At 62.6% G+C, this 21,497-nt stretch carries 17 protein-coding genes; 8 read left to right on the forward strand and 9 right to left on the reverse strand.

The window, feature by feature from the left end; translation table 11 throughout:
* Nucleotides 1-18: 18 nt before the first annotated feature.
* Together IPV69_RS12785 and IPV69_RS12790 are read right to left on the reverse strand one after the other, a co-directional pair.
* Nucleotides 19-1,416 (reverse strand): sulfatase, encoded by a 1,398-nt coding sequence (locus IPV69_RS12785; RefSeq protein ID WP_206295502.1) that lies wholly within the window; start codon nt 1,414-1,416, stop codon nt 19-21.
* 337 nt (nt 1,417-1,753) lie between these two features.
* Nucleotides 1,754-3,421: a hypothetical protein gene (locus IPV69_RS12790; protein ID WP_206295503.1), complete on the reverse strand. Its 1,668-nt coding sequence runs from the start codon at nt 3,419-3,421 to the stop codon at nt 1,754-1,756.
* A gap of 477 nt (nt 3,422-3,898) precedes the next feature.
* On the opposite strand from IPV69_RS12790, the gene IPV69_RS12795 reads away from it, so the two are divergent.
* A complete protein-coding gene (locus IPV69_RS12795) occupies nt 3,899-4,807 on the forward strand; it encodes a metallophosphoesterase (RefSeq protein WP_206295504.1) in 909 nt (302 codons plus the stop codon).
* A gap of 112 nt (nt 4,808-4,919) precedes the next feature.
* Here IPV69_RS12795 and IPV69_RS12800 read toward each other — a convergent pair whose 3' ends face one another.
* Nucleotides 4,920-5,564 carry a glutathione peroxidase gene (locus IPV69_RS12800; protein ID WP_206295505.1) on the reverse strand — a complete coding sequence of 215 codons (645 nt, stop codon included), beginning with the start codon at nt 5,562-5,564 and terminating at the stop codon, nt 4,920-4,922.
* A 212-nt stretch (nt 5,565-5,776) separates the two neighbouring features.
* Here IPV69_RS12800 and IPV69_RS12805 point away from each other — a divergent pair, with 212 nt between their 5' ends.
* Entirely contained in the window at nt 5,777-6,259 is a 483-nt protein-coding gene (locus tag IPV69_RS12805; RefSeq protein WP_206295506.1) for a phage regulatory CII family protein, read from the forward strand.
* 89 nt (nt 6,260-6,348) lie between these two features.
* On the opposite strand, the gene zwf is transcribed toward IPV69_RS12805, so the two are convergent.
* Both zwf and IPV69_RS12815 read right to left on the reverse strand, forming a co-directional pair.
* Nucleotides 6,349-7,911, reverse strand: coding sequence for a glucose-6-phosphate dehydrogenase (gene zwf / locus IPV69_RS12810; RefSeq protein WP_206295507.1), 1,563 nt, complete (start codon nt 7,909-7,911; stop codon nt 6,349-6,351).
* A 220-nt stretch (nt 7,912-8,131) separates the two neighbouring features.
* Nucleotides 8,132-8,401, reverse strand: coding sequence for a hypothetical protein (locus tag IPV69_RS12815; RefSeq protein WP_206295508.1), 270 nt, complete (start codon nt 8,399-8,401; stop codon nt 8,132-8,134).
* 300 nt (nt 8,402-8,701) lie between these two features.
* On the opposite strand from IPV69_RS12815, the gene IPV69_RS12820 reads away from it, so the two are divergent.
* Complete coding sequence (locus IPV69_RS12820) at nt 8,702-9,559, forward strand: hypothetical protein (RefSeq protein ID WP_206295509.1); 858 nt, start codon at nt 8,702-8,704, stop codon at nt 9,557-9,559.
* 104 nt (nt 9,560-9,663) lie between these two features.
* Nucleotides 9,664-10,173 carry a GNAT family N-acetyltransferase gene (locus IPV69_RS12825; RefSeq protein ID WP_206295510.1) on the forward strand — a complete coding sequence of 170 codons (510 nt, stop codon included), beginning with the start codon at nt 9,664-9,666 and terminating at the stop codon, nt 10,171-10,173.
* A 3-nt stretch (nt 10,174-10,176) separates the two neighbouring features.
* Here IPV69_RS12825 and IPV69_RS12830 read toward each other — a convergent pair whose 3' ends face one another.
* Both IPV69_RS12830 and IPV69_RS12835 read right to left on the reverse strand, forming a co-directional pair.
* Nucleotides 10,177-11,073, reverse strand: a complete 897-nt coding sequence (locus IPV69_RS12830; RefSeq protein ID WP_206295511.1) for a DUF4351 domain-containing protein — start codon at nt 11,071-11,073, stop codon at nt 10,177-10,179.
* A 35-nt stretch (nt 11,074-11,108) separates the two neighbouring features.
* Nucleotides 11,109-11,918: a TVP38/TMEM64 family protein gene (locus tag IPV69_RS12835; RefSeq protein ID WP_206295512.1), complete on the reverse strand. Its 810-nt coding sequence runs from the start codon at nt 11,916-11,918 to the stop codon at nt 11,109-11,111.
* A gap of 116 nt (nt 11,919-12,034) precedes the next feature.
* On the opposite strand from IPV69_RS12835, the gene IPV69_RS12840 reads away from it, so the two are divergent.
* A complete protein-coding gene (locus IPV69_RS12840) occupies nt 12,035-13,195 on the forward strand; it encodes a 3'-5' exoribonuclease YhaM family protein (RefSeq protein WP_206295513.1) in 1,161 nt (386 codons plus the stop codon).
* Between the two features lie 34 nt (nt 13,196-13,229).
* A complete protein-coding gene (locus IPV69_RS12845) occupies nt 13,230-13,517 on the forward strand; it encodes a MazG nucleotide pyrophosphohydrolase domain-containing protein (protein WP_206295514.1) in 288 nt (95 codons plus the stop codon).
* 42 nt (nt 13,518-13,559) lie between these two features.
* Here the strand turns inward: IPV69_RS12845 and IPV69_RS12850 are convergent, their stop codons facing one another.
* Nucleotides 13,560-13,994: a PilZ domain-containing protein gene (locus IPV69_RS12850; protein ID WP_206295515.1), complete on the reverse strand. Its 435-nt coding sequence runs from the start codon at nt 13,992-13,994 to the stop codon at nt 13,560-13,562.
* Between the two features lie 521 nt (nt 13,995-14,515).
* Here IPV69_RS12850 and IPV69_RS27290 point away from each other — a divergent pair.
* On the forward strand, nt 14,516-19,090 hold the full coding sequence (locus tag IPV69_RS27290) for a DUF4175 family protein (RefSeq protein WP_241179988.1): 4,575 nt from the start codon (nt 14,516-14,518) through the stop codon (nt 19,088-19,090).
* 143 nt (nt 19,091-19,233) lie between these two features.
* Here IPV69_RS27290 and IPV69_RS12860 read toward each other — a convergent pair whose 3' ends face one another.
* A complete protein-coding gene (locus IPV69_RS12860) occupies nt 19,234-19,959 on the reverse strand; it encodes a PEP-CTERM sorting domain-containing protein (RefSeq protein ID WP_206295516.1) in 726 nt (241 codons plus the stop codon).
* A 336-nt stretch (nt 19,960-20,295) separates the two neighbouring features.
* On the opposite strand from IPV69_RS12860, the gene IPV69_RS12865 reads away from it, so the two are divergent.
* A complete protein-coding gene (locus IPV69_RS12865) occupies nt 20,296-21,330 on the forward strand; it encodes a prenyltransferase/squalene oxidase repeat-containing protein (protein ID WP_206295517.1) in 1,035 nt (344 codons plus the stop codon).
* Nucleotides 21,331-21,497: the final 167 nt, after the last annotated feature.

A 21,497-nucleotide genomic window follows, 5' to 3' on the forward strand; every position in this document is an offset into this window, starting at 1 on the left:
CACCGCCTGAGAACGTATCTACTGACCTTGCGCCGCCTTGGGGTCGAACTGGGGGTTAGCCGTCGGCATCTTCGCGCCTGTCTCCTTGAGATACGCTGACAGCACCGCATCAAGTTTCGCGGTCTGCTCGGGGTTCGCTTTGGCCAGATCGTTTTTCTCGTAAGGGTCGTCCTTGAGGTTGTAGAGCTCACGATGGCCGTCTTCGTAGAAACGGACCAGCTTCCAGTCCCCTTGCCGCAGGCTGGAGTTCGGCGTCGCGCCGCCGGGGTGATAGTGGGGGTAATGCCAGTAGATCGTGTCGCGGGCGAGCTTGCCGGACTGCTTCAGCACTGCCGCGAAACTCTCGCCGTCGCCGCTGGCGGCTTTGGGGGATTTTGAGCCGGTCAGGTCGAGCAGCGTGTTGAAGAAGTCGTAGCTGATCACGGGCGTAGCGTCGGTGACGCCGGGCTTGATGACGCCGGTCCAGCGGACGATCAGCGGCACGCGTGTGCCGCCTTCCCAAGGCGAACCCTTGCCGCCGCGAAGGGGTTCGTTGTTCGTCGGGCCCAAACCTTTGGCATTTCGCATCGACAGGCCGCCGTTGTCGGAGGTGAAGATGACGATCGTCTTCTCGGCCAGCTTCAGGTCGTCGAGCTTCTTCATCACCCGGCCGACGGATTGGTCGGTGCTGTCCACCATCGCCGCGTACGCCGGGTTGTTCTGGCCGTCGACGGTGGTCTTGGCGGCGTACTTGCCCTCAAGGTCCTTCTTCGCCTGGATCGGCGTGTGCACCGAAAAATGAGGGAAGTAGAGGAAGAACGGCTTGTCCTTGTTCGTGTCGATGAACGTCTCGGCTTCGGTCGTCAGCCGGTCGGTCAGGTATTCGCCTTTGGGGCCTTCGGGAAGGGTGTCGATCTTGTAAGGCGCGAAGTAGCTCGGCGGCTGCCCCTTGTGGGTGCCGGCGATGTTGACGTCGAAGCCGTTCTTTTCGGGATAGAACTCCGGCCCGCCGAGGTGCCACTTGCCGATCGACGCCGTCACATAGCCGTCGGCTTTGAGCGCCTCGGCGATGGTGACTTCCGAAAGCGCCAGTTCGTTGTGGATGTCGGCCCCATTCAGCGGCTTGCCCTTGGGACGCTGGCCGGGAATCCAGTCGGTGATGCCGAGCCGGGCCGGCGACTTGCCGGTGAGCAGGGCCGCGCGCGTCGGCGAACAGACACAGCACGCCGCGTAGGCCTGCGTAAACCGCATGCCTTGCGAGGCCAGCTTGTCGATCGCCGGCGTCTCGTAGTACTTGCTGCCGTAGCAGCCGACGTCGCGCCAGCCCATGTCGTCGATCAGGAAGACAATGACGTTCGGCTTGGCGGGCGTCTGTGCCTGCGCGGCGGGCGCGAAGAACAAGAGCAAGGCGACAGCGAACCCGATGGTGGACCTCATGGCATTCCTCCTGTGACCGAAGAGAGCACGAAGGCGGATAGTTCGCTCTTTCCTTCGTGTGGCCTTCGTGACTTCGCGCCTTCGTGCTCTCGGCGGCTCAATCAAAAATGTCCTGGCCGGCCGGCCGACTTCACGCCTGGGACCAGGGCCGTTCACTCAAGGCAATCGACGCCACCGTCGGCGGGAAAGCCTCGCGCTTGTTTCGGTCCGCCGACGGTGGCGTCGATTGCCGAAACGAGCAACGGGTCTGGGGTTGCATGGGTAGCCGACCGCGACCACGGCGGAACGCCGCAGAAAAGGTCTCGGCCGGCCGGACCAGGGACAATTGTGCGACCCGTCAACGCAGCGGCGGCGCGCCAATCGCGCCGCCGAGCCGCTGTGGGTCGAGATACCTTAACGCCATCATGTGCCGGCAGGGGCCGTTCTTGAGGCCATACCTGCGAAACCAGCCACAGAGACACTTGCCGCGTTTCACGCGGCCGTCGAAGTCGACCAGCACCTCGACGTCGTGTCCCTGCAACAGCACGCCGACGCCCGGAATTTCCGTTCGCGAGTCGATCTTCGTCCTGCCCGAGGCCAGCACTTCCCGCAGGCCGCGCATCTCGTCCGGCTCGGGCCCGACCTCGGCCTCGCCCAGCGGCTTGGGCATGATCTGCCGCCAGCGGTACACGCCGGCGTGCAGGTCGTAGATCACCTGCCCGGCGTTGGCGAGCTTCGACAGCGCGGCCCGCAGCGGCGGTCCTGCGCGGTCGACGCCTCGCTCGATCTCCGCCAGCGTTGCCGAGCGCGACTGCCGCAGATACTCGGCCGTCATGCCCACCAGATGCTGTGTGGCGACGCCGGACGACTGAAGCATCTCCAGTGCGCTGGCCCGCGTCCAGTCGTTGGCGGTCCAGCCGGAGAAGCCGAGCGTGAGGCGCATGTCGCCCATCTCGGCGACCCAGAAGTGCGGCAGACCGTTGCCCAGCAGGTGGACCGTGAACCGATCGACCAGCGGCAGCAGCCGGGCCATCATCAGCAGTCGGCGGACGCCCCAGACGCGGATCGGCGCGACGGGCGGACCGTCATACACAGGGCCATAGGTTTCGATCTTCTGTTCCCACGGCTCCAGCACCAGCCGCGGGGCGAAGCCGGGGATCAATTCGAACCGCAGCGCCCGCGGGCTGGTGGCAGCCCGGTGACGTTTGTGCCAGGCAAGCAAGGCGTAGACGGCCTCGCGGCCGAGGGTGATACGCGTCGCCGGCAGGCCCATCGCGACCTGCAACTGCATGAAGCCGCGGAGCCAGCTCGTCGGCAGGTCGATCTTCTCTTCGCGGTGCTCGCCGCCGCCGCCGGCGGTGGTCGATTCGAAGCCATGCGGATCGAGGCGGAAGCGCGTTTCGCGGTAGCTCCGCAGGGTCTGGAAGTGGTGGTAGAGGTCCCACGAATAATCGACGTTGGTCGTGCCGAACTGGATCTCGTCCGATCGGCCGAAGGCGGCTTCGCGATCGACGCTCAGGCAGCCGTAGCTGCTCTCGTCGCCGCTGAAGCATTCAAAGAGGCAGACATCGGGGGCGACGGTAATGACGGGGTCATACGGCACGAGCTTGCGCCAAAGCTCCGGATCGGCCTGGCGGAGATGGCGGTCGTAGGCGTTGCGGGCGTTCCAGTATTTCTTGCGGGAGGCGTCAAACTGTTCCGCCAGAGCGTCGGGCAGTGGCTGGTTCTGCGCCTGCTTGAGGCGCTCATAGACCGCCGAGACGTTCTGGTGTCGAGCGCGTGCGGCGAGTTCCTGCTGGTTCTTCTTCCAGGCGATGTACCCCGATTTGTCCTTCTTCTTGAAACGCAGGTCGGAGATGACGACATCGTGCAGGGCGCTGATCGCTTCGCGAAAGCGGACGGGCTGGCGCAGCGGCGCGTCAAACGCGACCGGCTCGCGGGCCAGGTTCGGCGCGAACGCCAGCGTTTGCCCCGAGGCGGTCGGCACGACTGCGGAACGGAAGTTGTATTCGAGGGAAACGTTCATTCGCTCGTCCGCAGCACGGGCTTACAGCCTGCGACTTCGGACACACACCCGAAGCCTGTGCCACGGGAGCATTGCAACGACGAATGGCCGACTGCGTCAAGGCGTCTCTTTCTGTTTGATGTTCCGGACCCCGCCATCGGCAAAATCCTTTTGGCGTTGTACTCGGACAGCCGGTAGTCTTTCGGAAGACCCTTTCGAATCCGAGCGCGGGTCGCTTTGGTGCCGGGCGTATCAAGCCCAATGTTGCCCAGTTTCAACACGAAGGGCACGAAGGCTCGAAGCACACGAAGAAAAAGACCAGTAAACACGACGGTCGGTTCACCCTACATCGACGCTTCTTCCTGTGCTTCGTGCCTTCGTGTTAAAGCCGAACACCCATGGGCCTGATTCGCGAGGCTGCGCCCGTCAAGCGACGCGCTCCGCTTGCCAAGCGAGGCCGGCGCGACTAACTCAGAAACACCTCTGCCGGAGAAAACGATGCCGATTCAGCTGCCGCCAATCTCTCGACGACAATTCCTGGGTGCTTCGCTGGCCGCGCTGGCCGGCGGCGCGTTCATTGGTGATCTGCGGGCCGACGGTAAGCCGGTCGATCCGACCCGAGTCGCACTGTTTTCCGATACACACCTCGCCGCCGACGCCAAGGCCATCAGCCGGCAGGTCTGCATGTTGGAACACTTCGAGGCCGCCCGTGCGAGCATGCTCGCGATGCCCGCGCTCCCCGGGGCGATGCTGATCAACGGCGACTTGGCGTTGAACGCCGGCCTTCCCGGCGACTACGTAACCATCACCAACGGGCTCAAGCCGATCCGCGAAGCAGGCATCCCTGTCCACCTGCTGCTCGGCAATCACGACGACCGCGACAACTTCTGGAAAGCGCTTCCCCCCGAAGACGCGAACAAGGCCGTCGAAGGCAAGCACCTGTCGATTCTGAAATCGAAACACGCCGACCTGATCCTGCTCGACTCTCTTGAATTCGTGAACAAGACGCCCGGCCTGATCGGCGACGTTCAGCGTGCATGGCTCGCCAAGGCACTGGACGCACGGGCCGACCGTCCCTGCGTCGTCGTCGTCCATCACAACCCGACCGACCCGGCCAATTCGAAAGTGGCGGGAATCAAAGACACCGACGAGTTGATGAAAGTGCTTCTCCCGCGAAAGCAGGTCAAGGCGCTCGTGTTCGGCCACACGCACAAGTGGGTCAAGACCAGCATCGAAGGCATGCACCTGGTCAATCTGCCCCCGGTGGCGTACCCCTTCAAAGCGACCGATCCATCAGGCTGGGTGGACGGCATATTCACCGATAGCGGCGCAAAGCTCACCCTGCGCTGCGTAGGCCCCAGGAACCCCGCCGACGGCGAGGTGTTCGATCTGAAGTGGCGGACCTAGTTCAGCCGTCAGACGATTTTTCGCGTCCTCCGTCGTTGCAAAGCAAAGAGCCTGGAACACGCTCAGTCGCGCGTTCCAGGCTCGATGTCGCTTTGGCAATGGCCTGCAGTACTTACTTCGCCGGCTCGGCCGCGAGCGCCTTCTCGAGGACGTCAATCACCTTGGCGTCGTCCGGCTTGGTCTTGGGGGCGATCCGCGCGATTGTCGCGCCGTTGCGGTCGACGATGTACTTCTGGAAGTTCCAGGAGACGTCGCCTTCCATGCCCGGCGTGCTGGTCAACTGCTTGTACAGCGGGTGGATGCCTTCGCCCTTGACGACAATCTTGCCCATCATCGGGAACGTGACGGCGTACTTGCTGCTGCAGAACTCCTTGATCTGCTCGTTCGTCCCCGGCTCCTGCTTGCCGAACTCGTTGGCGGGGATGCCCACGATCACCAGGCCCTTGCCCTTGTACTTCTCGTAAACCTCTTCGAGCTGCTTGTACTGCGGCGTGTTGCCGCACTTGCTGGCCACGTTCACGAACATGACCACCTTGCCCTTGAGCTTGGAAAGGTCCGCGTCCTTACCTTCGATGTCCTTGAGGGTGTGGCTCAGCGGGCTGTCCTTGGCCGGGGCCTGCGTGGGTGCCGTGATCACATCGCCGGCGGCGGGCTTCTTGGCGGCGGGCTTTGCGTCGGCGGCGATCGCCGAACCGCCCAGGACCAGCGACGACAGGGCAACCAGGCAGGTTCGCAGTTTCGACGTAAAGATAGACATGGACCAATCTCCGGGAAGTTAAGGGTTGGGATGCCGCACGCCTCAGGCGAAACAACGTCGCTGGGGTAAGGTATCGGCGTCCGAGGAGTCTTACCGACGCGGGAGAGACCCGTTTATTTCGACGCTTATTCCACGACGCCGCGCTCCGCTTCGCGTCGCGGCTAACCCGGGCATCTGTAGACGCGGGGCGTTCTCGCTTAGAATCCTAGCCCATGAAGTCCTATGAGGTCATTCGCGATGCGGTTGATGAGCCCGGTGTGAAAGCCGTCGCGGCGGCGATGCGCGTCTCCGCGGCGCTGGTCTACAAATGGTGCGAGCCCCCGGCCGACGCCGCCGACCCGGACAACTCCGGCGCCCGCAACCCGCTCGACCGCGTCCGTGAGCTTTACGTTAACACCAAGGACCGCAAGCTCATCGACTGGCTCTGTCACCAGGCCGGCGGTTTCTTCGTCGCCAACCCCGACCAGGACGCCAGCATCGAACTGGACGAGCGCGTCTTCACCGAAACCCGAGGCATGGTCCGCGACTTCAGCGAACTGCTCGACACCATCACCGAATCACTCGAGCAAACCCCCGGAATCGACAAAGACGAGGCCGACCAGATCCGGGAGAAGTGGCAGGATTTGAAGGCGTCGGTCGAGCGGTTTGTGATCGGGTGCGAGAAGGGGTTTTATCACGTGCCGCATAAGAAATGAGGGCGAAGGCACGAAGGCAAAAAGGCACGCAGGCACGAAGGTGGATCATTCCCTTCGTGCCTGCCTGCCTTTTTGTCTTTGTGCCTCTCCTACAGACTGCACGCCACGATCGGCTCCGCCTCGCCGTCGCCGCTGTGCAGCCAGCGGCGGCCGTCGAGTTCGATGAGCTGCATCGATTCCTTCGGCCCCCAGCTTCCCGGCGTGTAGGTGCGCGGCGCGAGCTTGCTCTTACGCCAGCCTTCCTGGATCGGGTCGATCACCGCCCAGGCGGCTTCGACTTCGTCACCGCGAATGAACAGCGTCTGGTCGCCGAGCATGGCGTCGTAGATCAGCCGTTCGTAGGCTTCGGGCGGTTCGACGTTGAAGGTCGTCTTATAGAAGAAGTCGAGGTTCACCGGCTTGATGTTCATCGTGCCGCCGGGCACCTTGCCGTTGATCCGCCATTCGATGCCTTCTTCGGGCTGCACGCGGATGATCAGGTCGTTCGGATAAACCGGGCTGTCGCATTGCTTCTGGAACAGCGTCAGCGGCGGGCTGCGGAAGCGGACGACGATCTCGCTCAGCTTCTCGTCCAGGAACTTCCCCGTCCGCAGATAGAACGGCGTGCCGCTCCAACGCCAGTTGTCGATGAACAGCTTCATCGCGGCGAACGTCTCGGTCTTGCTGTCGGCGGGAACGCCCTTTTCCTTCAGGTAGCCGTCGGACTTCTGCCCGGCGTGCTCGCCGGCGGTGTACTGGGCGCGGACGGTGAACTGATCGACCGCTTCGGGCCGAATCGGGCGGACCGACTTATACACCTTGGTCTTCTCGTCGCGAATGCTGACGGCATCGAGCGAGGCCGGGGGTTCCATCGCGACCAGCGCCATGAGCTGGAACATGTGATTCTGGATCATGTCGCGCGTCGCGCCGCTCTTGTCGTAGTACCCGCCTCGACTGCCGACGCCGAGCGTCTCGCTGACGGTGATCTGCACGTGGTCGATGTACTTGTAGTTCCAGATCGGCTCGAAGATCGAGTTGGCGAACCGCAGCACCATCAGGTTCTGGACGGTTTCCTTGCCCAGGTAATGGTCGATGCGGAAGACCTGGCTTTCCTTGAAGTGACGGTGGAGCTGGCTGTTGAGTTCCTTGGCGCTAGGCAGGTCGATGCCGAACGGCTTCTCGATGATGATTCGCTTCCAACTGTCGGTCTTCACTTCTCCGACATCACCCGCCCGGCGGCCGAAGCCGGCGGTGTACTTGCCGAGGTTCTCGATGATCGGCTCGAAGGTTTCCGGCGGTGTTGAAAGGTAGAAGAGGCGGTTGCCTTCGGTGCCATGCTTCTTGTCGATGTCTTCGAGTTTCGTCGCCAGCGCGGCGTGCGCTTCGGCCGAACCGTAGTCACCCTGATGGTAGTAGACGGCCGACAGGATGCGCTGGAGCAGCGTCTGATCGACAGACGACTTGCTGCTGCGGGCGAACTTCTCGACGGCCTGCTTGAACTCGGCGCGAAAGGCCTCATCCGACATCTCGGAGCGGGCGTAGCCGACAAGGGCAAACTTTTCGGGCAGCAGCTTTTCCCGCCCCAGCTCGTAGATCGCAGGCAGAAGCTTGCGCTTCGCCAGATCGCCGCTGGCACCAAAGATAACCAACGTTGAAGGACGTGCTGTCGCCATACAAAGCCTTTCTATCGCGGCAAAACCCGGCAATTCGCAGGACAAAGACAAGCAATCGTTTATTACGCGGCAGAACGGGCAGTGTAAAGAGGGGTCAGGGCGATTGGATGGAGGGGCGCTGAGATCGCAGCCGGCGACAGAGGCGCTTGCTTCTCAAGCAGTGATCCGTGTCGACTCACGATCTGGAAACCCGTCCACCTACACACTGCGACATTTCCCCTTACGACCCCATTCGTATTTCGAGAACCATATCCCGGGGCACCCAGATTTCAGTGCCGTTTTCGTCAATGACGACCCAGTCGCCGGTCACCTTTTTCAGGATGCCGCTTCGCTGCTTCTGCAGCGGACCGCCCGCGACGGTCACCGGGCGGTACTCGACAGTGGCCTTACGTCCGGCGGCCGAGGATTCTTCCGATCCGCCGCCACAACCGGCGACGGCTGATACGATGATGGCCGCCAGCGCGGCGACCTTGATCGAATAGTGGGTCATACCCGCAAGGGATACCACGAAACGGCCTCAGCCTCCATCAACCTCCGGTTAGGGGTGTGGCCATTTTTCCGGGCGGCCATTGTGGTGCGGGCTTTCGGCCTGCATTTCCGCTGCACAAACATCGTTTGTTCCATACCGCCCGGAAAAATGGTCACGCCCTCCGGTTAGCGACCGCTAGATTGTCGTTTCGTCGACTCTTGCGGCGAGTTATGCTGTCCGTCGCTCGTCGGACCCTTGTCCCGAGCGCGACCCGCTGGCGCTCGTCGGCGGCGACCCTCTCTTTCGCGGAAGGAAACGATCATGCGACGCTTGCTTAAACTCTTTGCGCTGTCGAGCCTGCTTTCGGTCACCGGGTGTCTTGAACTGATGCAGGCCTACACGCTGAACCCCGACGGGTCCGGCAAGGTGGTCATCGACACCGTCACACCCGCCCGCAATCAATTCGCTCCGCAGGACAAACCCCAGAAGCCTGAAGACATCGTCAAGGAAGCGATCCAGGAACGGATTTCCGGCGGAGCCGGAATTGACGCCTGGTCGGACATCTCGTGCGAACTGACCAAGGAAGGCAAGATTCACTTCCGTGGCACGGCCTACTTTTCAGATATCAACGCGCTCAAGGCGGACAATGGCGGCGGTGGCGGCGACCTGTCATGGACGAAACAGGGCGACGCCATGGTCCTGATGATGAAGAGCAAGAACGAGGGGCAAGCCGGCCAGCCCGTGCCGGATGCGGAGGTCGATCAGCAGGTTCAACAGGAGAAGATGCAGTATCAGCAGATGAAGCCCATGATGGCAGCGATGTTCGACGGCATGAAGGTCGAGATCTCGGCCCGGCTTCCCGGCAAGGTCGCCGAGGCGAACATCTTCACACAGAAGGACAACGTCGCCACGCTCCAGATCACCGGAAAGCAGATGATGGCTGCGATGGAAAAGATCAACGGCGACGACAAGCTGCTCAAGGCCAAGATCAAGGCCGGCAAAGGCAAGGGAGAAGACGACTTCATGTTCGAACAAATCTTCGGCAAGAAGGGCCCGGCCCAGGTCAAGGTGACCGGTGCCAACGCCCCGCTGTTCGACTACAAGGCCGAAGTCGCCAAGGCCAAGGCCGGCGAGGCGGCGATGTTCAAGAACCTGGGTGTCACGCCGCCGGCGAAGTAGCCGGACTGGCCCCGGGGCGATCGCACCGCAGTTGAACCTGCGGTGCGATCGCTCATCGGGTACGCCCTTTGGATGTTTCACTCACCATCGAATCGTCGTCCAGAATGCCTGACCCGCACATCCCCGTTCAGATTCGCCCCGCCACGCTGGCCGATCTACCGGCCATCAATGACATCTATAACCACTACGTCATCCACTCGACCTGCACCTACCAGGAAGAGCCCGAGACGATGGAATCGAGAATCGCGTGGTTCCATCGACACGGCGTCAGCCATTCGATTGTGGTCGCTACCGATGATGTCGGGACGATTCTGGGCTGGGGATCGTTGTCGGCGTTCCACCCGCGTAGTGCCTATCGGTTCACGGTTGAGAACTCGGTATACCTCCGCCATGACGTCCGCGGGCGGGGTCTCGGCAAGGCGATTTTGGCCGAGTTGATTTCGCGTGCCCGGGATCTCGGCTTTCGTTCGATCATCGCCTTAATCGACGCCGAGCAGGCGGCGTCGGTGGCACTTCACAAGCGTGCCGGATTCACTCTTGCGGGGCGGCTCACCCAGGTGGGGTTTAAGTTCGGCCAGTGGCTGGATGTGGTGTACATGCAGTTGACGCTTTGAGAGTCAATGGTGCGTGGCGATCCATTCCTCCACGTCGGACATGGAGTCCAAGTCGAAAAGTGCCAGAGCCAAAGACTGTAAGTTCTCCTTGGACAGATGCGCGATGCGATCAAGAAGGTCGCCCGGAACTTCACCAAACCGGTGCGAAATCTGAGCCGTTAACAAGGTCACGATGCCGCGTGCTTCACCGCGTGCTTCCCATTCATTGACAATCTGCATAACAACCTCGCGTTCCGGCGACGCAATCGCCTGCAGCTCCCTATCGTACACCTGCATCTCCGCCGTACTCAAGCGGAGATAGGAATCCATGAAATCGCGAATGAGCGCCTGCCGCGATTTGTCGAGTTTCAGTGTTGCCATCAGACGGAGGCATTCGAGTTTTACCTTGGGCCGGTCCTCGGCCGCGATCTGCATTTTCGACATCAGCGCCGCGGCTACCGGGTTGGCCTGACGCATGTAATCCCGCCAGTTCAAGCGATTGAGTTGGATGGCGCGGAATCTGAACAGTACTACATCCAAGTCAGGAAACCGCACTTGAAACGCGTCTGGCTCGGGTCTGGCCGGCGCGTCGTAGGTGAACAGGCCGATGGGATAGACCGGCATCGCATGTTGTTCCGTCAGCCGGGCGAAATACCGAAACATCCGGGCGGCAAAATCGCTCTGAGCGCCCGACTGCGTTTCAACATGAATGAGAAAAAAGGCGTTTTCACCGCGGAATCGACACTTGGTTACGAGATCTACCTCGTGGCGTTCGCCGGCGGATAGATCGGTAAAGACCTCCTTGTCCAGAAATTCCAGCGATCCCGGCTCAAGGTACTGCGTTACCTGGGGCAGGAAGAGATCGAGGAACTCAATGAAGAAGGTTCGAAGAAGTTGCTTGAAAAGCCTGTCGTGATCCACGGCGTCAAATCGTACCAAGATCACCACGACGAGGTCTATTTCGGTCCGTCAGTCCCGCTTCGACCGTCCACCGATTCAGATCGCCGAAAGGATCTCAGCACCAACGGCGTCAGAAGAAGCAGATTGATACCGACCACGATCACCCAGAACTGCCATCGTGAGACCCAGTCCGGCCTCGCGCCGGCCGCGACCCAGCCGGCATAGACCGGAACGCCACCCAGCGCGGTGCCGATTGCGATATCCCGTCGTTTGATGCCGGTCAGACCGAAGAGATAGTTGCTCACGCCGTAGGGAATCGGATAGCTCAGCCGGCAGATGAAGACGACGAGCAGACCGTTGCGGCCCAGGAGTCCGATTGCCTTGTTGAGCCGCCGGGCCCCTTTCCCGTCGCCGATGATGCGGGATCGGACGAAATCTTCACCAAGCCAGGACGACACCGCCGCCGTCGCCAGTGCGCCGGTGGTGGAACCCAGCATCACTGACCCGATGCCCGCGACAATGCCGAAAGCAAACCCGGAGATGATCTGCAGCCACCAGACGGGCAACAGCAAAACGGCACAGACGATGTAGGCAACCACGAACATCAGTAGGAACGAAAGTGGATTGGCCTGCACCCATTGCCTTGCAGAATCTCCGAGTGCGGCAAGATGTTCCCGGTCCAACAGTCGCCGACCCTGCGCGGTGCCGAACAGCCAGATGCTCGCGGCGATGACGGCAACGGTGAGCAGGCAAAGGATGACGAGCCTTACGCGGGCGGCCGCTGGCGAAACGGCTCGCTCGACGGCTACCGCCGTTGTCGCGATAGCGTCTGCGCCCTCTGAAATGGATGCCGCCGGCTCGTTCATCCGTTCAATTCAATGCGGCCGAGACGAAATGTCCATGAAGGTTTTCAATGCAACACGTTAATGTCGAAAGCTTCGGCTCACTTGTCCCCCCGCCCCCATTCCCATAAAACCCCGCGATGCGCCGACTCTTCCTCACCGATTGTGCCGCCGGCGACGTCATCGAAGACGTCTACGTCGTCTCCAACAAGCAGCTCGCCCAGGCCGCCAACGGGACCCACTACATCAAGGCGTTCGTCTCCGACCGGACGTCGCAGATCTCGGCGCGCATGTGGAAGGCGACGCGCGAAATCTTCAACGTCCTGCCCGACAACGGCTTTGCCCGCATTCGCGCCCGTGTCGAAAATTACCAGAGCAATCTGCAGTGCATCATCGAATCGGTCGGCATCGCCGCCGAGGGAACTTTTGACATTGCCGACCTGCTTCCGGTGACGACCAAGAACGTCGACGAGATGTTCGGCACCCTCTCGGCACTCATGGGCTCGGTACGAAACAAGCACGTTCATGCCCTGCTCCAGGCGTACCTGAAAGACGAACGACTGATGGGTCTCTTCAAGCGGTCGCCGGCCGCCCAGAGCTTTCATCATGCCTGGATCGGCGGATTGCTCGAGCACACCCTCAATGCATGCGAAGTCGCCAACGCCGTCTGCAAGTTCTATCCGACGCTGAATCGCGACCTGGTCCTCGCCGGTGTCTTCCTGCACGACATCGCCAAGACGTGGGAACTGAAGTACGACGCCGCATTCGGCTACACCGATGGCGGGCAGCTCATCGGACACATCGTCAAGAGCGCGATGTGGCTGGAACACAAGTCCGCCGTCGCCGGCCAGAAACTTGGTGAGCCGATCCCCCGTCCGCTGGTCGATGTGCTGCAGCACATCATCCTGAGCCATCACGGCGAGCTCGAGTTCGGCAGCCCCAAGACGCCGGCCACGCCAGAGGCGTTCGCCGTGCACATGATCGAGAACATGGACGCGAAGCTGACGCTGATGCTCGGCATCTGCAGGGGCGAAGGCGCGGCGACAGACGGCAACTGGACGGAATACGTCAAGGCGCTCAACGGCCGGCTCTACCGCCCGGACGTCGCCCCGCCGTCGGACATCAACGCCGGTCCCGAGACGCCCGAACAGCTGTCCGCTGCTCCGGCGGCCAGCCCAACGGCCGGACCGTCAGCGGTCTCCGCACCTGCCGCCCCGACATCACCCGCGGTCGACGACGCCGGTGAACCACCAATGAAGATCACCAACCCGCTGTTCGAGTCGGCGAACCGAAAGCGGTAGCTTTGTTCGAGGGTCGAGCGGTTACCATGCCGCCATGGACCCGCAATCCCGCACCATCGCCAGCTTTCAGAAACACATCTTCGACAAATACGAGGCCACCGATCGCGCCCGCGGTACGCCGGCGACCTGGCTCTGGTTCTGTGAAGAGTTCGGCGAACTGGCCCGCGCCCTGGCGCGCAAAGAAGATAAGAAAAACATCGAAGAAGAATTCGCCGACTGCATCGCCTGGCTTTGCACGCTGGCCAACATCAACGACGTAGACCTGTCGGCGGCGATCGAACGCAAATACTTCTCGGCCGAGGCCAAAGACGGCGTGAAGTAGCCGGCCGTCGCCGGCCGCGTCTTGCCCCAGACTTTCCCGAAGCTACCGCCCGACCGCCCTGGTCAGCGCGGCGAGCGTCGCCAGGGGTTTGGCGCGGCCTCCACCCGGCAACGGCGGAAGTTCGACCGCGTCGATGAGTTCGAGAAGTTCGGCGCCGATCGAAAACACAGTGCCCAGCGACCGAGTGCGAATGACCGTGTAGCGAATCCGCATCAGGCTTCCGCTGCGTACCGCAAGGCGAATCTCGAACACAATCCCGACAGGCAGCGAGGCACTGCTGGTCAGCCCGATTCCCTGGAGCGAGAGGTCCTTGACCCAGACCTCACGCGGCTCGAGGTAGGTCAGACCAATGCGATCCGGGTAGATGGTCGCCTTGGCTCGCAAGCCGACCCTGGGAAACCGTCGTTGCTCGCGACCACCGACATCGGCGCGAAGCGTCCGAATGACTTGCTCAAAGAGGCAGGCGGTGAGTTCCATGACCTCGCTCCTAGTCCACCTTGGGATCGGCGATGTCGTGTTTACCCTTAATGCTTTCACTTAATCGGCCTGACCCGCCAACGCATCACACCGCTCGCGGCTTGATTAGGGAAACCCAGTGCTTTCAAAGGGTTCCGGCGTTCGCGACGCTCATTTTGGCTTTGCAGGGGCGGGATTATCATGCCCTTCGGTAATCGGACGTGGCTCAATCATATCGATATTCACCAATTCGACGATTGCGGCTGTAATTCTGGTGGGGCAAGCGCATCATTGAAATGTCACGCTGCGCCGACCGTTTCGCACCTATTCCGCTCGCCCGCTTCACCGCGTGTCTGATGCGGATTCGGGCCGGAGCATCTTCGGGTTCTCCGGTCAGGCATCGCCTGGGACCGAAAGCCAACGTTCGGTCCTGCAAGTGGTAGCAATGTTGCGCCGGATGGTGCGTCATCGCGGTCGATGGCATTGGATCACGCCTCGTTGATCTGCGTATTCCCCTGTTCCCCCTTGGGAGGCTCCCCTCCATGACTGCAATTCCACAATCCCGTGTCGTCCAGGACCGACTGGAAGCCCCGCTCAAGCACGTCGCCCGACGGCAATGGAGCGTTCTGGCAGCCAGAGGCGTCATCCAGACGCTGCTCGTGAGCTTGGCGATCATCCTGGCGGCAATGCTGGTCATCAGCTTCCTGCCGGCGCTGCCCCTGTGGGGCCGGGTTACCGCAGCGGTTGCCGTCTGGGGCTCGGTGCTCGCCGCTGCCATTTACTTCCTGCGCCCGGCGATGAAAAAGCAGAGCCTGGTCTCGACAGCGATGGACGTCGAGCGCGCCATGGCCGCTGGTCAGATCGACACGCACGAGCGCATCACCAGCTCCCTTGAACTGGCACAGGAAACGAACCAGACCTTCGCCGGCTCGCAAGCCATGATCAACCGGCTGCACGAGCAAGCCGAGGCCGATGCCGCTGCGATCGTTCCCGAAAAGCTCATTCCCGCCGGCGCGGTCGCCAAGCTGGGCTTGCTGCTGATCCCCCTGCTGGCCGCGTGGCTGTTCCTGGCGTTTTACCTTCCGCCGAGCAAGTTCCTTCGCCCGCTCTTCAACCTGCTGATGCCCTGGCAGGAAACGCCGGCCTTTCTGTCCGACATCGTCGTGACGCCCGGCAGCTTCACCGTTGCCCAAGGCGACCCGATCGAGATCAGCGTCAAGGTGAACCCCAAAGACCAGGAAGACAAGAACCGCAAGGTCGAACGGGCCGTCATCACGATGAAGGACCTGGTCAGCGGCCAGGTGAGCACCGTCGCCCTCGGCCGCGTCGGCCCGCGCGACTTCAAGTTCACCCAGCCCGCCAACCGCTCGTTCAGCTACCGCATCAACACCGATGGCGGCGACAGTGCGAGCTACACCGCGACGGTCGAGCCCGTACCGGCGATCGAATCGCTCGCCATCCGCTACGACTTCCCCGCCTACACACAGCTCCCGTCGCGCGTGGACGTCAACAAGGACGATGGCGCGATTGATGCAATCCAGGGCACGAAGGTCACGCTGACGATCACGTCGGCAAAGGACCTGACCGCCGCCAGCCGGGTCGTCGTCACCGAGAAGCTCGTCGACGCAGGCGCCGACCCCGCAGCCGCGTCGGCCGTCGCCGCCGAGGCCACCAAGCCTGTCGAGCTGCCGCTGACCAAGGTCGGCGACGGACTCTACGAAGCCTCGCTGAAGGTTCACAATGCCGGCACCTACGCCGTCGAACTCATCAACCCGTACAACCGGCCGAACCGCGAGCGTCAGGCCCGGCCGATCACCGTTCGCTTCGATGAAAAGCCGAACGTCGCGATCACCTCGCCGACGGCCGAGCTGGCCGTTCGCCCGAATGAAGTCGTTCCGATCGCGTTCCAGGCCGGTGACGACTTCGGCCTGGCCAAAGTCGAACTAATGACGCAACTGGACGGCGGCGACGTCAAGTCGTTCCCCGTCACGGTTCAGGGCAAGTGGCCGCGCAACCTCGCGATGGCCGCGCCACTGAATGTCACCGAAGTGCTGTCGGCCGCCAAGGCGACCGACGCCAAGCGTCTGTCGTACTGGGTGCGGGTGACCGACAACCGCGACCCGGATGGCCAGACCGCCGAGTCAACCCGGCAGTCGCTGCGGATCGATGCCAACGTCGAAAGCCTCGCCGCCCGCCAGGACAGGCAGGACGCCAAGGACTTCACCGAAGCGATTCGCATTGCGATCCGCCGGCTGGAGCAGGCGCACCCGATCGTCGATCGCGTCCGGGTGATCGACGACGACCGCTCGATCCTCCGCCCGGATGAACGCCGGGTCGCCGAAGAGGGCAAGGCTCTTCTGGAAAAGACCGCGAGCGATCTGACGAAGGAAGCCAATCAGAATCTGCAGGGACCGTTTGCCGCGATGGCGGTGGCGGCCAAGCAGACGAGTGAGACTCGCATCCTCGTCGCGGCGTCGCTGATGGCGAAGTTCGACCTGCACGCCGATCAACCGTCGCTGCGAAAGCAGGATGCGACCGACGGCCTGAAGGAAGTCTCGACCGCGAAGAAGGAACTCGAGGCACTGCTCAAGAAGGTGGAAGAGCAGGCCAAGCTGGTCGATGCCCAGCACAAACTCGAAGACCTCGCCAAGAAGCAGGAGCAGCTCGCCCAACAGATGGCCGAGCAGAAGAACCCGCAGAATCAGCAGAAGCAGGAGCAACTCAAGCAGCAGACGCAGCAGGTCATCAACGAGACGCCGCAGCTTCAGAACAAGGAAGCCCAGCAGCAGGCACAGGCGCTCAATGAACTGATCAACGAGGTCAAGCAACTGCAGGAGAAGCAGGAGCAGGCGATCCAACAGAACCAGAAGCAGGCCGAGATGGCCGAGGCCGCCGAGCAGGCCAAGGACATCGCCGCCAAACAGGAAGAGTTGAACAAGAAGGTCGAGGAGTTCGCGAAGCAGGAGCAGAAGCCGCTCGAGCAGGTGGCCGCCAAGCCGCCGGAGAAGCCGCAGCTTGAGAACATCGTCAAGGATCTGAACGCCGCCAAGTTGCAGCAGGCCGCTCAGCAGCAGATGGAGGCCGCGAAGAAGCTCGAGCAGAACGCGCAGCAGCTCGAACAGCAGGCGGCGATGAAGCCCGAACAGGCCGCCGCCAAACAGCAGCAGATGGCGCAGCAGGCCGAGGCCCAGGCGCAGCAGGCGCAAGCCGAGGCCAAGAAGTCCGAAGCACAGGCCCAGGCCGCGAAGGACCAGGCCAAGGCCGCCGACGACGCCGCGAAGCAGGCGATGAACGCCCAGCAGCAGGCCGCCAAGGCAGAGCAACAAGCGAAGCAGGCCGCGGCCGACGCGAAGAAAGCGGCTGATAAGCCCGACGCTGAGGCGCAGAAGAACGCCGCCCAGAAAGCTGCCGACGCCGCCAAGAACGCCAAGAACCTCGCCGATCAGGCCGAGCAGATGGCCAAGAACGTTCAGCAACAGGCGCAGGCCATGCAGAACGACCAAGCGAAGCAGGCGGACAAGGCGATGCAGCAGGCCGCGAAGAAGGCCGGCGATCTCGCCAAGAAGGCTGACGACACCGCCGACGAAGCCCAAGCCGCCGCCGACCAGGCCCAGGCCGCCGCTCAGCAGGCAGCCGACGCCCAGAAGGCCAACAACGCCGAGCAGGCCAAGAACGCCACGAATGAGGCAGCCAAGAAAGCCGCCGAGGCTGGTATGAAGGCGCAGCAGGCGGCGGCACAAGCCGCGCAGGCGCAGCAGGCTTTGGCTCAGGCCAAGCAGCAGCAGGCGCAGCAAGCCCAAGATCAGGCTAACGCTCAGCAGCAGAAAGCCGACGCCGCCCAGCAGAAGGCGCAAGCCCAGAAGGCCCAGGCCCAGCAGGCGATGGCCGACCAGCCCAAGAATGCCGCCGCTCAGCAGCAGGCCGCCCAGCAGGCCAAGGCGCTCGCCGAAGAGCAGAAGGGTCTGGCGCAGCAAGCCCAGCAGCAGGCACAGGCCATGGCCGCGGCCCAGCAGAAGGGTGCCGTCCCGCCTCAGCAGGCCGCCGCCCAACAGCAGCAGCTCGCACAGCAGGCGCAAAAGGCCGCCCAGAAAGCTCAGCAGTTGGCCCAGCAGGCCGACAAGGCCGCCAACCCCCAGCTCGCCCAGCGGGCCGAGATGGCCAAGGAAGCACTGAACCAGGCGCAGCAAGCCCAGGGCGAAGCCGCTCAGGCCCAGCAGAAGGGTGCCAACGAAGAAGCCGCCGGCGCTCAGGAAGCTGCGCAGAACGCCCTGGCTCGAGCCGAGCAGGCGTTGCGCGGTCAACAGCCGATGGCCGAGGCGCAAGCTCAGAATCCCCAGCAGGCCCAAAAGCCGGGCGAAGCGCCCAAGGGTGGCGAGCCGGCCGCCGGCGAACCCGCCGCGGCGGGTGAACAAGCCGCTGGCGAAACGCCGGCCGGTGAAGCAGCACAGGCCGATGCCGGCAAACCGGGTGAGGGAAAGCCAGGCGAAGGCAAGCCCGGTGAAGGTAAACCGGGTGAGGGCAAGCCGGGGGCCGGAAAGCCCGGCCAGGGCATGCCCGCACAGGCCGCCGCCGCCGAGCCCCATCCGGGTGAAGCGGGGATGGCCAACGCGCCTCAACCGGGTCAGGGTCAACCGGCGACACCGCAGCAGGCGGCCCAGCAGGCCGCACAGGCCGCCGCCGAGGCGACTGCCGCTCAGGCACAGGCCGCGCAGGGCAATCAGGCAGCCGCCCAGCAGGCCGCCCAATCGCTCGCCCAGGCCGCGCAGGCTTTGGCCCAGGCCGCCGGACAACCCGGTCAGCCCGGACAGGGTCAGGCCCAGGCACAAGGCCAGCCGCAGCCCGGCGAAGGCCCGCCGTCGGATATGCCGTCGCCGGTGCCCGGACAGGCCGGCGACCCCAAGCAGGGTATCGCCGCCCAGCAGACCGGTGGCCCCGAAGGCACCCCGCCGGCGATCGTCGAACTCGGCATCAATCCCAGCGACTGGGCCAAGCTCGGACCGCTGCAGCAGAAGGAACTGCTCAACGCCGCCCAGCAGGCCGGCCCGCCGGAATACCAGGCGATGATCCGCAACTACTACGTGCGCCTGGCCCGGATGCAGAGCAAGACGGCGAACTAAGGTCGTGGCTTCACGTTGGATTCGTCAGTCATCCAGTCGATAGCCAGACTTGGGTGCGTTTCTGATAACGAAAAACGCTCGGCCCATCGGGGCCGAGCGTTTCTCGTTCTATCCAGTCCATCCAGGCGTTTACAGACTGGGCATTACTTAGCGACTTCAGTCCTTCGGCGCCGACGTCCCGCCAAAGCCGTCAGCATCAGGCCCGCGACCATCAGACTGCTCGGCTCGGGCGCCGTCAGAACGCCCGAAAGCGCGTAAAGACTGTAGGGGTTGCCAGAATCAATGTTGCCAATCCGCGACCAGGAGTTGGGATCGCCGTTCGCGGCAAGGGTGCCGCCGGAGTAGCCGTAGATGGGGTTTGCTGCGGTTCCCAATAGTCCGGAACCTGATTCCGACCCGTTGGCGTTGCCACCGGTCCAGACATTTCGGTTTACCGTTGTGCCCAGTTCTGTAACGTTGATCGCGGCAAGGTGATTCGCCGAACCGGAATAGAAGGGGTTTGTCCCGCCGTTGGCAACCTGCACTCCATCAATCCGATAGACTTTGACGGTCGCGGAAGCCGGGGCATTCGAGGCGGCATTGCTGGAACCAGATCCCACGCTGACGATCGCCTTCCATGTCAGGCCAACGGACGTCCCAATCGAGGCGTTATTGGCAGCGGTCTGAACGAAATTGTTGTACGTGCTCAGCGAAGCGCTTGAGCCAAACGTTGTGGAATTGGTGACGAACACGAACTGGTATTGCTCACCGTTTGTCAGACCGAGCGTTTCCGGCAACGGGAGTACGGCAGCGTTCGCCGCTGTCCCGCTGGCGAGCGAGGCAAGGAGAGCGACGACCGCTCTGAATCGTTTGATAGAGATTCGAGGCACAGGTTATCCTTTACGAAATAGGCACTTGCAGGATCAAGTCGCGCAAGGCTCCCTGCCTTGAACACCGAGCTCATCCCTCATGTTCATCGGTGTATCAGGAATTGTGTATTTTTCAACACTTAATAGCACGGAGCCGCAAGGGTTTAACCTCTTTCTAGTCGATGTTGCCCCATCGGTCGGTCCGCTTCTTCGAGTTGTTTTCGAGTCGCTGATTGCGAACGGCCGTCGTCCGCGTGTGTACTGTTTTTGCACACTGTGTCTGCCCATCGCCCCCCCGGCGATCGATCTGATTCTTCCACGGTCTTGAGCCCTATGACGCTTTCAACAACGAGAAGCTTGTTCGCTGCGTGTACCGCACTACTGGTGCTTGTGGCGGGAACGCCGTCGGCTTTTGCCGCCGACGAGGACGAAAAGGTCCCGCCGCGCGTCGAAGCCGCGATCGATAAAGCCCTTTCCTGGCTCGCTAAGAACCAGAAAGAGGACGGCTCCTGGGCACAGGGTTCCAGCACGACAGCCGTCCCGGCACTGGCGGCCAAGGCGTTCCTGGCTCGGGGGCATATCCCGGGGCAGGGCCCCTACGGCGACCACATCAACAAGGCGATCGATTACGTCCTGTCCAAGCAGCAGAACGACGGCCTGCTTTCGGCCGCCAACGGCAACGCCAGCATGTATGAACACGGCATCGCCGCTGCCATGCTGGGCGAGGCGTACGGCATGGTGGACGATGCTCGCAAGAACAAGATCGAAAAAGCCCTCGCAAAGGCGGTCAAGCTGACGCTCGATGCACAGGCCGTGCGGAAGGACGCACTGAACACCGGCGGCTGGCGATACAACCGGATGAGCCCGGACTCCGATATCTCGGTCACCGGCTGGCAGTTGATGGCGCTCCGCGCCGCCGCCAATTGCGGCGCTTACGTCCCCAAGAGCGCGCTCGAATCCGGGCGCGAATACGTCCGCCGCTGCTCATTCCGCGGCGGTAGCGGCTTCACCTATCAGGCCGGCCACGGCACTCCCGGCCCGGCAAGGACCGGCACTGCGATCGTCTCACTGGAAATGCTCGGCGACCACCAGTCCAAGGAAGCCAAGGCCGGCGGCGATTACCTGCTCGAGAACCCCGTCACCAATGCCAACGAAGGGTTTTACTACTACAGCGTCTATTACATCGCCCAGGCGATGTACCACCTCGGCGACAAGTACTACGACCAGGGATACATCAAGCTTCGCGACAGCCTGCTCGCCGGCCAGGGCCCCGAAGGCACCTGGCCCGTTGGCAGCGGCCAGGAACAGGAAGCCGGCGAAGCCTACCGCACCAGCATGTCGGTGCTGGCGCTGTGCGTGCCGTATCGGTACCTGCCGCTGTTCCAGAAGTAAGCGGCAGGCGGCAGGCCGTCGATTGAACCGAGGATCTGAGATCTGAGATCTTAGGTCTGAGACTTGAGATTTGAGATTTGAGATCTCAGATTCCAAATCGGACATCCTAAACAAAAAAGGGCGGTCACGAATTGCCGTGACCGCCCTTTTCAATTTCTGCCTGCTGC

This window comes from Humisphaera borealis (genome assembly GCF_015169395.1).
GTDB classification, from domain to species: domain Bacteria; phylum Planctomycetota; class Phycisphaerae; order Tepidisphaerales; family Tepidisphaeraceae; genus Humisphaera; species Humisphaera borealis.

Bases quoted from the DNA above. Each gene is read 5' to 3' on its own strand.
- IPV69_RS12785 (WP_206295502.1), bottom strand. From the start codon at position 1,416: ATGAGGTCCACCATCGGGTTCGCTGTCGCCTTGCTCTTGTTCTTCGCG.
- IPV69_RS12790 (WP_206295503.1), bottom strand. From the start codon at position 3,421: ATGAACGTTTCCCTCGAATACAACTTCCGTTCCGCAGTCGTGCCGACC.
- IPV69_RS12795 (WP_206295504.1), top strand. From the start codon at position 3,899: ATGCCGATTCAGCTGCCGCCAATCTCTCGACGACAATTCCTGGGTGCT.
- IPV69_RS12800 (WP_206295505.1), bottom strand. From the start codon at position 5,564: ATGTCTATCTTTACGTCGAAACTGCGAACCTGCCTGGTTGCCCTGTCG.
- IPV69_RS12805 (WP_206295506.1), top strand. From the start codon at position 5,777: ATGAAGTCCTATGAGGTCATTCGCGATGCGGTTGATGAGCCCGGTGTG.
- zwf (WP_206295507.1), bottom strand. From the start codon at position 7,911: ATGGCGACAGCACGTCCTTCAACGTTGGTTATCTTTGGTGCCAGCGGC.
- IPV69_RS12815 (WP_206295508.1), bottom strand. From the start codon at position 8,401: ATGACCCACTATTCGATCAAGGTCGCCGCGCTGGCGGCCATCATCGTA.
- IPV69_RS12820 (WP_206295509.1), top strand. From the start codon at position 8,702: ATGCGACGCTTGCTTAAACTCTTTGCGCTGTCGAGCCTGCTTTCGGTC.
- IPV69_RS12825 (WP_206295510.1), top strand. From the start codon at position 9,664: ATGCCTGACCCGCACATCCCCGTTCAGATTCGCCCCGCCACGCTGGCC.
- IPV69_RS12835 (WP_206295512.1), bottom strand. From the start codon at position 11,918: ATGAACGAGCCGGCGGCATCCATTTCAGAGGGCGCAGACGCTATCGCG.
- IPV69_RS12840 (WP_206295513.1), top strand. From the start codon at position 12,035: ATGCGCCGACTCTTCCTCACCGATTGTGCCGCCGGCGACGTCATCGAA.
- IPV69_RS12845 (WP_206295514.1), top strand. From the start codon at position 13,230: ATGGACCCGCAATCCCGCACCATCGCCAGCTTTCAGAAACACATCTTC.
- IPV69_RS12850 (WP_206295515.1), bottom strand. From the start codon at position 13,994: ATGGAACTCACCGCCTGCCTCTTTGAGCAAGTCATTCGGACGCTTCGC.
- IPV69_RS27290 (WP_241179988.1), top strand. From the start codon at position 14,516: ATGACTGCAATTCCACAATCCCGTGTCGTCCAGGACCGACTGGAAGCC.